Genomic DNA, 12,494 nt, shown 5'->3' with positions numbered 1-12,494 from the left:
CGAGGAGCACCCATGCCGCTGACCCACCCGGCCCCGCACGAGACCCGCCTGGAGCGCGGGGTGCTCGACGCGCGGCGGCGGCTCAACCGCGACTACCTCCTCTCGCTCACCGACGAGGGGCTGCTGCAGAACTTCCTGATCGAGGCCGGGATCGGCGACCAGGGCTGGCACCTGCACCCCTCGCAGGACTCGCGCGAGGCCCGCGGCCTCGACCGGCACTGGGGCTGGGAGACGCCGGGCTCGCAGCTGCGCGGGCACTTCCTCGGCCACTGGCTCTCCGCAGCGGCCCGCGAGGTCGCGGTCACCGGCGACCCGCTGCTGCGCGTCCGGATCGACTCCGTGCTCGACGGACTCGAGCGCTGCCAGGAGGAGAACGGCGGCGGCTGGATCTGGGCGATCCCGCGCGGCTACCTCGACCGCCTCGCGACCGGCCGCCCCATCTGGGCGCCGCAGTACGCGATGCACAAGCTGCTGATGGGCCTCGTCGACCTGCACCTCGACCTCGGCGACGAGCGGGCGCTGCGGATGGCGCGGGCCGCCACGGTCCCGCTGCTGGAGTGGGTCCGCGGATTCGACGACGCCGCGTTCCAGGAGATCCTCGAGGTCGAGACCGGCGGCATGCTCGAGGTCTGGGCCGACCTCCTCGCGATCACCGGCGACCCCGTCTACACCGAGCTTCTCGGCCGCTACGACCGCCGCTCCCTCTTCGAGGGCCTGCTCGAGGGCCGCGACGTGCTGACCAACATGCACGCCAACACCACGATCCCCGAGGTCCTCGGCGCCGCCCGCGCCTACGAGGTCACCGGCGACGAGCGCTGGCGGAGGATCGTCGAGGCCTACTGGGAGCAGGCGGTCACGCTCCGCGGCACCTTCTGCACGGGCGGTCAGACCTCCGGCGAGATCTGGACGCCGCCCTTCGCGTTCGCCGCTCGCCGCGGCGAGAAGACGCAGGAGCACTGCGTCGTCTACAACATGATCCGGCTGGCCGACGTGCTGCTGCGCTGGACCGGCGACCTCGCCTACGCCGACTACATCGAGCGGAACCTCTGGAACGGCCTCCTCGCCCAGCAGAACCCGCGGACCGGGATGGTCGCCTACTTCCTGCCGCTCGAGGGCGGCGCCCGCAAGGACTGGGGCAGCCCGACCGAGGACTTCTGGTGCTGCCACGGCACGCTGGTGCAGGCGCACACGCGCCACTCCGGGCTCGTCTTCTACCGCGGCGGCGACGCCGAGCTGACGATCGCGCAGCACGTCGACGCGAGCCTGCGCCTGCCGACCGCCGCCGGCGACGCGGCGGTGCGGGTCGAGGTGCTCGACACCGCCGGCTACGTCGGCCCGGACGCCAACGCGGGTGCCGCGGGCGACGTGCACCGCCCCACCGCCTCGCGGATCCGGGTCGAGATCGTCTCGGAGGAGGGGGTCGCGCTGCACGTGCGGCTGCGGGTGCCGGAGTGGACCGTCGGCGAGCCGGGGGTCGCGGGCGACGCCGAGCGCGTCCGGGCGGGCGACGGCGCGCTCCTGATCGAGCACCCCGGCGGCCGCACGAGCGTCGACCTCGCCTTCGGCACCGAGATCCGCGCCGTGCCGATCCCGGACGAGCCGGGCACGGTCGCCTTCGTCGAGGGCCCGATCGTGCTGGCCGGCCTCGTCGACCGCGAGATCGCGCTGCGGGGGCGCCTCGAGGACGCCCCCGCCCTGCTCGCCCCCGACAACGAGCGGCAGTGGACTCAGTGGCTGCGCGGCTACCGCGCCGTCGGCCAGCCCGCCGCCGTCCGCTTCCGGCCTCTGCACGAGGTCGTCGACGAACCCTTCTCGCTCTACTTCCCGGTCTCGGCCGGGAGCTGATGGACAGGATCCCCTCCGTGACCTGCGCTCCGCGCTCATGACCGCCTCCACCGCCTCCCCCGCCGTCCGGGCGATGCCCCGCGGCCGCCTCCTGCTGCCGATCTTCGCGATGCTCGTCGGCTTCGGGCCGCTCACCATCGACCTGGTGCTGCCGTTCCTGCCGACGCTGCAGGACGACCTCGGCGTCTCGGTCGCGACCGCCCAGCTGGTCGTCACCGGCGCCACCTTCGGCTTCGCGGCCGGCCAGCTCATCTCCGGACCGCTCAGCGACGCGGTCGGCCGCAAGTGGCCGCTCGGCGTCTCGGCGGCGCTGCACATCGCGGCGAGCCTCGTCGCGGCGATGACCTCCGACACCGCCGTGCTGCTCTCGGCCCGCTTCGTGCAGGGCGCCGCCTGCACCGCCGCGGGCGTCGTCGTCACCGCCATCGTCCGCGACCTCTACAGCGGCAAGCGGCTCGTCACGATGCTCGCGAACCTCGCCGTGATCGTCTCGGTCTTCCCGATCCTGGTGCCCTCCGTCGGCGCGCAGCTGACCAAGGTGATCGACTGGCGCGGCTCCTTCCTCGCGGTCGCCGCCTGGGGAGCGCTCGCGACCGTGATCGCGCTCCTGGTGCTGCCCGAGACGCTGCCCCGCGAGCGGCGGCACCAGGGCGGGCTCGGCCCGTCGCTGCGCAACTCCTTCGGGATGCTCCGCCGGCCGCGCGTGCTGGCGCTCGCCGCCGCCTCGGCCGCGGGCTGGTCGGTCGGCTTCGCGTATCTCGCGACCGCTCCCTTCCTCTACACGAACGTCTACGCGGTCGGGCCCGACCTGTACGGGCTGCTGTTCCTGGTCACCTCGCTCGTGACGATCGCGGTCGGGCAGACGACGGGACGGGTGATCGTGCCGCGCTTCGGACCCCGGTTCGCGATGTTCGCCTCGGCGATAGTCACGGCGCTCGGCGCCGTCGTGGTCGCGGTGCTCGCGCTCACCGGCACGCAGCCGCTGCTCGTCGTCGTCGGCGCGCTGACGTTCGCGCTGGCCGGCCGCTCGCTCGGCTTCGCCCCGGTGCAGTACCTCTCGCTGCAGGGTCCGTCGAGCGAGGCGGGCAGCGTCACGGCGATCCTCGGCACGGTCAGCTTCACGGCGGCCGGACTGGTGATGCCGGTGATGGGCGCGTGGGCCGAGATCTCGCTGATCCCGTTCGCGATCCTGCTGCTGCTCGCGGGCCTGGTCGAGGGCGGCGTGGCGCTGCTGTTCCGGCCGGGCTCGCGGCGCTTCGATCCCGGGGCGCAGCGGCTCGAGGATGAGCCGGCGGGGGCCGCCGCATCGGCCGGCCCCCGCGCGCACGACGAGAAGAGCTGAGATGACCCTCCGGGAAGGAACCACCGTGGAACTGCGCTCCGGCGACTACACCCTCCGCGTCGAGGCGGGCGGCCTCGAGGTGCTCAAGGGCGAGCGCGTCCTTCACGCGAACGACCGGCCGCTGCGCGTCACGGTCAAGACCGTCGCCGCGATCAGCGAGTACTCCGGCGCGCCCTACGACGACGTCTCGCTGTCGGAGGGGGCGATCACCGCGAGCGGGACGATCACCGTCCGCTCCGGGTCGGCCTTCGCCGTCACCGACGTCTGGCGCGTCGCGGGCGACGGATTCTCCGTGCACCGCGACGTCGAGGTGCTGGCGGCCGGCGGCGACCTCGGCTTCTCCACCGCCGTCTCGCTCGGGCTGACCGGGTCCGACGACCTCCGCGACTACGAGTGCTTCGCCCCCGGCGCCTGGTACCGCGACAACGCCTTCGGTCCCGCCGACGCGATGGGCCGCGACCCCGGCAGCGAGTACTTCTGGCGCACCGAGACGCACTACGCGCTGCCGCTGTTCGCCGCGCAGAGCCTCGCGACCGGCGAGACCGTGGCGCTCTCGCGCTGGGCGGCCGACGCGACGCTGCCGCGCCTGGACGTGGTCCGCTCGGAGAACTTCACCGACCCGGAGTGCACCGTCGGCTCGATCGGCCTGAGCCGCCCGCAGGGCACGACGCTGAACTACCTCTATTACGGCTTCGGCGTGCGGACCCCGCTCGACGTGCCGCCCGCGGGCCTGTCGATCGACTACGTCCACCCGGGCGCCGACGGCGAGCGCCCGATCGACAACCCCTACTCCGGCCTCGACTACGACGCCGCCCCGAAGGCCCTGCAGCGGGTGAACCACCCGGTCGAGGTCGGCTTCCGCCAGCGCTACGCCGTCGCGGTCGACCTCGGTCGGTACGACGACTTCGCGACGATGATGCGCGCCACCTGGCGCAGCACCTACGCCCGGCTCCGCGACGACCTGTTCGAGGTCGACAACGAGCGGCACTTCCACCACGGCATGGCGATCCTCCAGCGCCTCACCCGCCGCTACGGCGACTCCTGGGGCCTGCCGTTCGCCTGCCAGCTGCCGGACCTCGACGTCTCGAGCGTCTCCTTCCAGTTCGGCTTCGTCGGGCAGCAGCCCGGCATCGGCTACCAGCTGCTGCGCTACGGCGACCGCGAGGGCGTGCCGGAGGCGTTCGAGCAGGGCGTCGGCATCGTCGACTTCTGGGCGCGGACCGCGCTGCCCGAGTCGGGCCCGCCGCGGATGTGCTTCAACCCCTCGCTCGGCGGCTTCGAGCCGTACCCGCACTACCTGCGGATGCTCGCCGACGGCGTCGAGGCGATCCTCGACGCCTACCTGCACCTGCGCGACCTCGGCGACGAGCGCCCGCTCTGGCTCGAGTTCTGCCGGCGGACCGCCGACTGGCTGCTCGAGGTGCAGGACGCCGACGGCAGCTTCCACCGCGCCTACAACGCCGACGGCTCGGTGCGGATGGACTCGCGCTCGAACACCCCGAGCGTGATCCGCTTCCTCGTGCAGCTGCACCTCGTGACGGGGGAGGGGCGCTACCGCGCGTCCGCGGTGCGCGCCGGCGAGTGGTCGTTCGCGAACATCCACCGGACCCTGGAGTACCGCGGCGGCACCTGCGACAACGCCGACATCCAGGACAAGGAGGCGGGCATCTACGGGCTGTTCGGCTTCCTCGCGCTGTACGACCTGACGGAGGAGCCGCGCTGGCTGGAGGGCGCCGTCCGCGCCGCCGACTACACGGAGACCTGGACGTACGCGTGGTCCTTCCCGGTCCGCGCGCCCTGGGCGCATCCCTTCAACCGGTACTCGATCAGCGGACAGAGCATCATCACCCTCGGCGGCGGCGCCGACGTCTACATGGCGGCCTGCTCGTACAGCTACTACCGACTGCACCTGATCACGGGCGACGAGCACTACCTCGATTTCGCCGAGTTCCTGCACCGCAACACCCGCCAGTCGACCGACGTCGACGGCAGCATCGGCTACGCGATGCCCGGCCTCGGCCACGAGAGCGGCGACTTCGCGACCCAGACCCTGCGCAGCCACCACCACTGGCTGCCCTGGTGCACCTTCGTCGAGGTCGACCCGGCCTCGCGCCTGCGCGACACCTTCGGCGTCTACGAGATCGCCGATGCGCAGCGCCTGCCCGCCGCCGAGCGGGCGGCTCGCAACCGCGTCTACGGCCGCTACGGGCACTCGCGGAGCTGAACCGACCCCACCGCATCCGGCGCGCGTCTCGTTCTCACGTCGACGCGGCCACACGGCGGGTCCGGCGGCCAGCGGGGACGACATCCGGTGCGCTGCTCCGCCTCCGTCGGCGGACCGGAGCTCGTTCCGCGTGCCGCAGCCGGACCCTCCGCAGCGCCCTCAGCCGCGCCACTCCACGTCCACGCGCACCGCCTCCGCACCGAGCTCCAGCCCGCTCGACACCTCGCGCCCGTCGACCCGCAGCACCGCGTCGCGCAGCGTGCGCACCCGCGTCCCGCCCGCCGGTGCCAGCCACTCCGCGCCCGGCACCCGCCGCACCCACAGCGACGCCCGCCCCGGCGACCACTCCAGCCGGTCCACGACCACCCCGCCGCGCGCGCGCAGCCCCGTCACGGCACCCCGCGCCCACGCGGACGGCAGTGCCGGCAGCACCGTCAGCGTCTCGTCATCCGATCCCAGCAGCATCGCCGCCACGAGCCCCGGCAGTCCGCCGCTGGCGTCGAGGTTGAAGATCCTCCCCGCGTCGTGCCGGGTCGTCAGGGTCGGTGACCAGTGCTCGACCGCGAGCCACTCCGCGCAGGTCAGCGCCGCGTCCCCGTCACCCAGCGCCGCCGCCGCGACGCCCACCTGCACCAGCCCGAACGCCATCTCCATCCGCCCGGGAGGAGCGGTCGGCGCCTCGGCCCGCCACGCGATCTTCGCCGCCACCGTCGCCGCCGCGGCGGCCCGCAGCCGCACCGCGGAGGCGCCGGGACCCTCGAAGGCCGCGTCGCCCGCGTACCAGAGCGGGTACAGCTGCGACGCGTGCCGGTGCGCGATCTCCTCCGCGAACCGCGGGTCGATCCACTCCGCCAGCGTGCCGTCCTCGGCGACCCGGTACTCCGGCAGCTCCGCCACCACCCGCGCCCAGCGCTCGTCGAGCGAGTCGTCGCCGCGGGCCCGGCCGAGCAGCGCCGTCGCCCGCGCGGCGTCCCGCAGCACGGCGACGTCGATCGTCGCATCGACCGCTATCGGCGAGCGCGCACCACCCGGTGTGTTCTCGGGGGAGTAGGAGGGGACGATCCGGCGCACCCCGTCGACCACGGTCGTCCCGGTCTCGGCGAAGCGCAGCACGCCCTCGGCCAGCTCCCACAGCCGGTCGTCGACGATGCCGCGGTCTCCCGTGGCCGCGACGGCGTCGGCGGCCAGGCGCAGCACCCAGCCGCCGCAGCCCGTCCAGAAGAGGTGCGGGTAGCTCGCCGCGAAGTGGTCGGCGCGGCCGTGGGTCGACATCCGCGACGGCAGGAGCATCCCCTCCGCCCCGTAGACGAGGCGCGCGTTCTCGCGGTAGTCGTCGAGGTGCGGGAGCACCAGCTCCAGGATCGACAGCGCCAGCTCGGGCGTGCCGGTCGGGATCATCCCCGCCATCGCGCCGTTCTGCACGTTGCCGTTCAGCGTGTAGTCGGCCGACCAGGCCGGCCGCCAGGTGCCCTGCCAGACGCCCTGCAGCGTCGGCGGCAGCTCGCCGGTCGACGCGACGATGTTGGCCCGGCCGCTCAGCCAGGCCAGCTCGACCACGCGGCGACGGGCGCCCGCGTCGCCGGAGCGGGCGGCGTCCCACAGGTCCTCGGTCAGCTCGGCGTCGGAGGCGCCGTCGAGATCCAGCACGGAGGCGCCGACCAGCCGGCCGTGCCCCTCGCGCTGGGCGTCGCGCAGCTCCTCCCAGGAGAGGTCGGCGGAGGCGTCGGGAGCCGCGCCGATCGCGACGTCCAGCCGGAGCACGCGGGCGACCCCCGCGGAGATCTCCACGTCCGAGACGGCGGCGCCCCCGGCCACGCGCCACGTCGCTCCGCTCGTCGCCCGCGTCACGGCGCGGATCGCGGTCGGGCCCTCGCCCGCCTCGGCCGTGAGCACCGCGGAGGCGCCGCCCTCGACGTGCGACGAGACCACGGCCGAGGCGTCGGGCACGCCGGTGTCGAAGGAGGTCGCCTCGCCGGCCCCGAGCGCGAGCTCGACGGTGACGACGGTGTCCGCGGAGGACTCCAGAGCCAGCCGGACGCCCTCGCCGCCGTGCGGGGCGAGCAGGCGCACGGCGTGGCGGCCGCCGTCCTCGTCGGTCCACTCCACCGCGGCCTCGCCGCCGAGCGGATCGATCAGGCGGACCGCGGAGGCGACGCCGCCAGGGGTGCGCAGCGTGACGGTCGCGCAGAGGCCGAGCGGGTCGGTCCAGATCAGGCCGCCGTCGTAGCCGCTGTCGCGGGCGGCGCGGGCGAGCAGGGCGGTGGCGGTGTCGGAGTCGCCGGCCAGCAGGGCGCCGCGCAGCTCGTCGCGGACGCCGGCGAGGTCGGGCGCGTCCGGGCGCGGATTGACGGGGAGGAACCAGCGCTCGTGGGCGAGCGGGACGGTCAGGGAGTCGGCCGGGCCGTGCACCACGGCGCCGACGCGGCCGCTGCCGACGATCAGGCCCTCCTCCCAGGTCGGGGCCGCAGTGGCGGTGACGAGGGTGGGCGTGCGCGACAGTGCGCCGGCGATCGGGGCGATGATCGGTTCCTTTCGGGCTCGCGGGAGTGCCTGATATGTTGCGTGAACCCTCAAATTACCTCTCCCGGTGCGACGGCGCGCGGGAGTCGAGAGTTAGGAATCCGCGATGACGCGACCGATCACCCTCTTCACCGGCCAGTGGGCGGACCTCCCCTTCGAGGAGGTGGCGCGCCTCGCGGGGGAGTGGGGCTACGACGGCCTCGAGATCGCCTGCTGGGGCGACCACATCGACGTGGCGCGCTGGGACGACGCGGAGTACGTGCAGAGCCGGAAGGACATCCTCGAGCGCAACGGCCTCCAGGTGTTCGCGATCTCGAACCACCTCACCGGCCAGGCGGTCTGCGACGACCCGATCGACGAGCGCCACCGCGACATCCTCAGCGACCGCGTCTGGGGCGACGGCGACCCCGAGGGCGTCCGGCAGCGCGCCGCCCAGGACCTCAAGGACACCGCCCGCTTCGCCGCCGCGCTCGGCGTGACGCAGGTCAACGGCTTCTCCGGCTCGTCGATCTGGAAGGGCGTGGCCATGTTCCCGCCCGCCTCCGACGAGTGGATCGCCGCCGGCTACCAGGACTTCGCCGACCGCTGGAACCCGATCCTCGACGTCTTCGAGGAGGTCGGCGTCCGCTACGCGCTCGAGGTGCACCCGAGCGAGATCGCCTACGACTACTGGACCGCCAAGCGCACCCTCGAGGCGATCGGCCACCGCGCCTCGTTCGGCTTCAACTTCGACCCGTCGCACTTCGTCTGGCAGCAGCTCGACAGCGTCGCGTTCGTGCTCGACTTCGCCGACCACATCTTCCACGTTCACGTGAAGGAGTCGGTCACCAACCTCGACGGCCGCAACGGCGTCCTCGGCTCGCACCTGCCGTGGGCGAACCCGCGCCGCGGGTGGACCTTCGTCTCGACCGGGCACGGCGCCGTCCCGTGGGAGCCGGTGTTCCGCGCGCTCAACGCGATCGGCTACACCGGCCCGACCAGCGTCGAGTGGGAGGACGCCGGCATGGACCGCCTCGACGGCGCCCCCGAGGCCCTGGCCTTCGTGCGGAAGCTCAACGCGATCACGCCGCCGGCCGACGCCTTCGACGCGGCGTTCTCGACCTCGCGCGACTGACCGTCCGCCGCACGCCTGCGTCCCGGAGGCCGGAAGGACCGACTGCCCGCGAGGGCCGTCCGGGCCTCCCGGCCTCCGTCGTGCTGCGACCGCGTCCGCAACCGGGGCCAGGACGCTGCAGCGGGCGCCGAACGGGCCGGAGAGGGCGATCCGACCTCGATCGCCGACGTGATCCAGGTCGGTCTCGGCGGCGGGCCCCCCGCCCCGACCCGGCGGCTCGCCGGGAACGACGGAACGGCCGGCCCCCCGCAGGGAGCCGGCCGTCCGGCCTCGCAGGATCTACAGGCCCTGGGAGAGGCGGTAGTACGCCGCGTTCGAGCGGATGTCGGACTCGAAGCCGCGGAGGGTGGTCGACTCGTCGATCACGAGGAGCTCGACGCCGGCGATGCGGGCGAAGTCCTCCCACGCCTCCAGCCCGATCTGCGTCGTCATCACCGTGTGGTGCGCGGCACCGGCGGTGATCCAGGCGGCGGCGCTGGTGCCGAAGTCCGGGGCGGGCTGCCAGACGGCGCGGCCGACGGGCAGGTGCGGGAGCGTCTGGGGCGGCTCGACGTTCTGGACCTTGTTCGCGACCAGGCGGAAGCGCTCGCGGACGTCGCTCAGGGCGACCACCACGGCGGGGCCGGCGTCGGCGGTGAAGACCAGGCGCACCGGGTCCTCGCGGCCGCCGATGCCCAGCGGGTGGATCTCGAGCGAGGCGCGCTTCGACGACAGGGACGGCGACACCTCGAGCATGTGCGCGCCGAGGATGAGCTCCTCGCCGGGCGTCATGTCGTAGGTGTAGTCCTCCATCAGGCTGGTGCCGCCGGGGAGGCCGGCGCCCATGACGGCGGCGATGCGGATGAGGACGGCGGTCTTCCAGTCGCCCTCTCCGCCGAAGCCGTAGCCGTCGGCCATGAGGCGCTGCACGGCGAGTCCGGGGAGCTGGCGGAGCCCGCCGAGGTCCTCGAAGCTGTCGGTGAACGCTTCGAAGCCGCCCTCCTCCAGGAACGAGCGCAGGCCGATCTCGACCGCGGCGCCGTAGCGGAGCGACTCGTGGCGCTCGCCGCCGGGGAGCAGCTCGGGGACCACGTCGTAGCTCTCGACGTACTCCGCGACGAGGGCGTCGATCTGCTCGAAGGTGGCGGCGTCGACGCGCTCGACGAGCTCGTTCACGCCCCAGGTGTTGACGCTGACGCCGAGGCGGATCTCGGCCTCGGTCTTGTCGCCCTCGGTGACGGCGACGTTGCGCATGTTGTCGCCGAAGCGGGCGACCTTCATGCTCTGCGAGGCGGACCAGCCTGCGGCCGCGCGCGACCAGGTGCCGATGGCCTCGGTGACGCGAGCGTCGCTCGCGTGGCCGACGACGGTCTTCCGGGGCACGCTCATCCGGCTGAGGATGTAGCCGTGCTCGCGGTCGCCGTGCGCGGCCTGGTTGAGGTTCATGAAGTCGAAGTCGATGTCCTGCCACGGCAGGGCGACGTTCGCCTGGGTGTGGAAGTGCAGCAGCGGCTTGGCGAGCGCGTCGAAGCCGTGGATCCACATCTTCGAGGGGCTGAAGGTGTGCATCCAGGTGATGACGCCCACCACGGAGTCGTCGGAGTTCGCCTCGATCATGGTGCGGCGGATGGCGTCGGAGCTCTTCAGCACCGGCTTCCACTCGACGGTCACGGGGATCGCGCTCGCCTCGTTGAGCTGCGCGACGACGGCCTGCGACTGCTCGGCGACCTGGCGGAGGGTGTCCTCGCCGTAGAGGTCCTGGCTGCCGGTCAGGAACCAGACGGTGCGGGTGGCGAGGTCGGGGATGATGCTCTGGTACACGCTCATGCGATGGCTCCGGTGGGGTTCTGTCCGTAGACGTTCTGGTAGCGGTCGAACAGGGCGTCGATCGACTCCTGCGGGATGGGGACGAGCTCGCCGCCCTGGCGCGCGAGGTGCACGGTGCGGGCGACGTCCTCGGCCATGACGGCCGCCTTGACGGCGTCCTTCGCGTCCTTGCCGATGGTGAAGACGCCGTGGTTCTGCATCAGGACCGCGCGCGAGCGGTGGCCGCTGAGGGTCGCGACGATGCCGCGGCCGATGGAGTCGTCGCCGATGATCGCGAACGGGCCGATGGGGATCTCCCCGCCGAACTCGTCGGCCATCGCGGTGATGACGCAGGGGATCGACTCGGCGCGGGCCGCCCACGCGGTCGCGTAGGTGGAGTGCGTGTGCACGACTCCGCCGACCTCGGGCATCTCGCGGTACACGTAGGCGTGCGCCGCGGTGTCGCTGGAGGGGCTGCGGTCGCTGCCGGGGGTGCCGGGGACGACGTTCCCGTCGAGGTCGCAGAGGATCATGTTCTCGGGCGCGAGGTCGTCGTAGGAGACGCCGCTGGGCTTGATCACGAAGAGGTCGGCACCGGGCACGCGGCCCGAGATGTTGCCGCCGGTCCAGATGACGAGGCCGTAGCGGACGAGCTCGGAGTGCAGCCGCGCGACGTCCTCGCGGACGCGGGCGATCGCCTCCTCGACGGCGGGGGTCTGGGTGGTCATGCGGTGGCTCCCTGGTTCTGCGGGTCGGTGAGGGTCTCGACGGCGGTCTGCTCGACGGCGAGGCCGGCGCGGTAGCGCTCGAGGTAGGCGGAGAAGCCGGCGACGTCGTCCGCGTCGGGGGCGACGGTCTCGAAGCCGGAGTCGCCGAAGACCTGATCGGTGAGGTACGCGTCGAGCGCGACTCCGCTCTGCAGGCGGTAGGCGGCGAGCACCGCCATGCCCCACGGGCCGCCCTCGGAGGCGGTCGCGGCGACCGAGACGGGGGCGTCGAGCGCGCCGGCGAGGAAGCGCTGGGCGACCCCGGCGGTGCGGAACATGCCTCCGTGCGCGAACATCTCGTCGATCCGGACGCCCTCCCCTGCGAGGACGCGCATGCCCAGCGCCAGGGTGCCGAACACGCCGTAGAGCTGCGCGCGCATGAAGTTGGCGAGCGTGAGGCGCGAGTCGGGGGTGCGCACGACGAGCGGGCGGCCCTCGACCAGGCCGGCGATCGGCTCGCCCGCGAGGTGGTTGTAGGCGAGCAGTCCGCCCGCGTCCGCCTCGCCCTCGAGCGCCTCGGCGAAGAGGGTGCCGTAGACGGCGTCGCTGTCGGAGGGTCCGCCGGATGCGGCGGCGAATCGCGAGAACAGGCCGACCCAGCCGGCGAGCTCGCTGGCTCCGTTGTTGCAGTGGACCATCGCGACGAGGTCGCCGGCGGGGGTCGCGACGAGGTCGAGCTCGTGGTGCACGCTCTCCAGCGGGCCCTCGAGGACGACCATGGCGAAGATGCTGGTGCCGGCGCTGACGTTGCCGGTGCGCGGGGCGACGGAGTTGGTCGCCACCATGCCGGTGCCGGCGTCGCCCTCGGGCGGGCAGGCGGGGGCGAACCACGCGGAGGACGTGCCGCACCGCTTCCCCTCGGGCTGGCAGGAGCTCGGCGCCCTGGCGGACCTGCCC

Annotated in this window: 8 protein-coding genes; 4 read left to right on the top strand and 4 right to left on the bottom strand. The window is 73.4% G+C overall.

Annotated features, from left to right (window positions below):
- Nucleotides 1-12 precede the first annotated feature (12 nt).
- From C5C99_RS14355 to C5C99_RS14345, 3 genes are read left to right on the top strand one after another with little or no spacing between them, the layout of a single operon-like run.
- Complete coding sequence (locus C5C99_RS14355; protein ID WP_159939850.1) at nucleotides 13-1,845, top strand: beta-L-arabinofuranosidase domain-containing protein; 1,833 nt, start codon at nucleotides 13-15, stop codon at nucleotides 1,843-1,845.
- Between the two features lie 37 nt (nucleotides 1,846-1,882).
- Nucleotides 1,883-3,187, top strand: coding sequence for a multidrug effflux MFS transporter (locus C5C99_RS14350; protein WP_104340273.1), 1,305 nt, complete (start codon nucleotides 1,883-1,885; stop codon nucleotides 3,185-3,187).
- Between the two features lie 25 nt (nucleotides 3,188-3,212).
- Nucleotides 3,213-5,411 carry a hypothetical protein gene (locus tag C5C99_RS14345; RefSeq protein ID WP_104269144.1) on the top strand — a complete coding sequence of 733 codons (2,199 nt, stop codon included), beginning with the start codon at nucleotides 3,213-3,215 and terminating at the stop codon, nucleotides 5,409-5,411.
- 159 nt (nucleotides 5,412-5,570) lie between these two features.
- Here the strand turns inward: C5C99_RS14345 and C5C99_RS16885 are convergent, their stop codons facing one another.
- Nucleotides 5,571-7,985, bottom strand: a complete 2,415-nt coding sequence (locus tag C5C99_RS16885; RefSeq protein WP_146085520.1) for a glycoside hydrolase family 95-like protein — start codon at nucleotides 7,983-7,985, stop codon at nucleotides 5,571-5,573.
- 52 nt (nucleotides 7,986-8,037) lie between these two features.
- Here C5C99_RS16885 and C5C99_RS14335 point away from each other — a divergent pair, with 52 nt between their 5' ends.
- Nucleotides 8,038-9,045 carry a sugar phosphate isomerase/epimerase gene (locus C5C99_RS14335; protein WP_104226056.1) on the top strand — a complete coding sequence of 336 codons (1,008 nt, stop codon included), beginning with the start codon at nucleotides 8,038-8,040 and terminating at the stop codon, nucleotides 9,043-9,045.
- A 279-nt stretch (nucleotides 9,046-9,324) separates the two neighbouring features.
- On the opposite strand, the gene araA is transcribed toward C5C99_RS14335, so the two are convergent.
- From araA to C5C99_RS14320, 3 genes are all read right to left on the bottom strand, one after another.
- Complete coding sequence (gene araA / locus C5C99_RS14330; protein WP_104340271.1) at nucleotides 9,325-10,851, bottom strand: L-arabinose isomerase; 1,527 nt, start codon at nucleotides 10,849-10,851, stop codon at nucleotides 9,325-9,327.
- Nucleotides 10,848-11,558 (bottom strand): L-ribulose-5-phosphate 4-epimerase, encoded by a 711-nt coding sequence (locus C5C99_RS14325; protein WP_104224687.1) that lies wholly within the window; start codon nucleotides 11,556-11,558, stop codon nucleotides 10,848-10,850. Before C5C99_RS14325 ends, araA begins: the two co-directional genes overlap by 4 nt.
- Nucleotides 11,555-12,494: FGGY-family carbohydrate kinase (locus C5C99_RS14320; RefSeq protein ID WP_374953738.1), on the bottom strand; the 940-nt coding region annotated here is incomplete at its 5' end. The genes C5C99_RS14320 and C5C99_RS14325, both read right to left, overlap by 4 nt.

This window comes from Rathayibacter sp. AY1C4 (genome assembly GCF_002932195.1).
In the GTDB taxonomy this organism is placed as follows: domain Bacteria; phylum Actinomycetota; class Actinomycetes; order Actinomycetales; family Microbacteriaceae; genus Rathayibacter.
The sequence above is the reverse complement of the archived record's forward strand: the minus strand, read 5'-3'. Positions and strand labels throughout refer to the sequence as shown.

Coding starts and splice junctions, on each gene's coding strand:
- C5C99_RS14355 (WP_159939850.1), top strand. CDS start 13: ATGCCGCTGACCCACCCGGCCCCGCACGAGACCCGCCTGGAGCGCGGG.
- C5C99_RS14350 (WP_104340273.1), top strand. CDS start 1,883: ATGACCGCCTCCACCGCCTCCCCCGCCGTCCGGGCGATGCCCCGCGGC.
- C5C99_RS14335 (WP_104226056.1), top strand. CDS start 8,038: ATGACGCGACCGATCACCCTCTTCACCGGCCAGTGGGCGGACCTCCCC.
- araA (WP_104340271.1), bottom strand. CDS start 10,851: ATGAGCGTGTACCAGAGCATCATCCCCGACCTCGCCACCCGCACCGTC.
- C5C99_RS14325 (WP_104224687.1), bottom strand. CDS start 11,558: ATGACCACCCAGACCCCCGCCGTCGAGGAGGCGATCGCCCGCGTCCGC.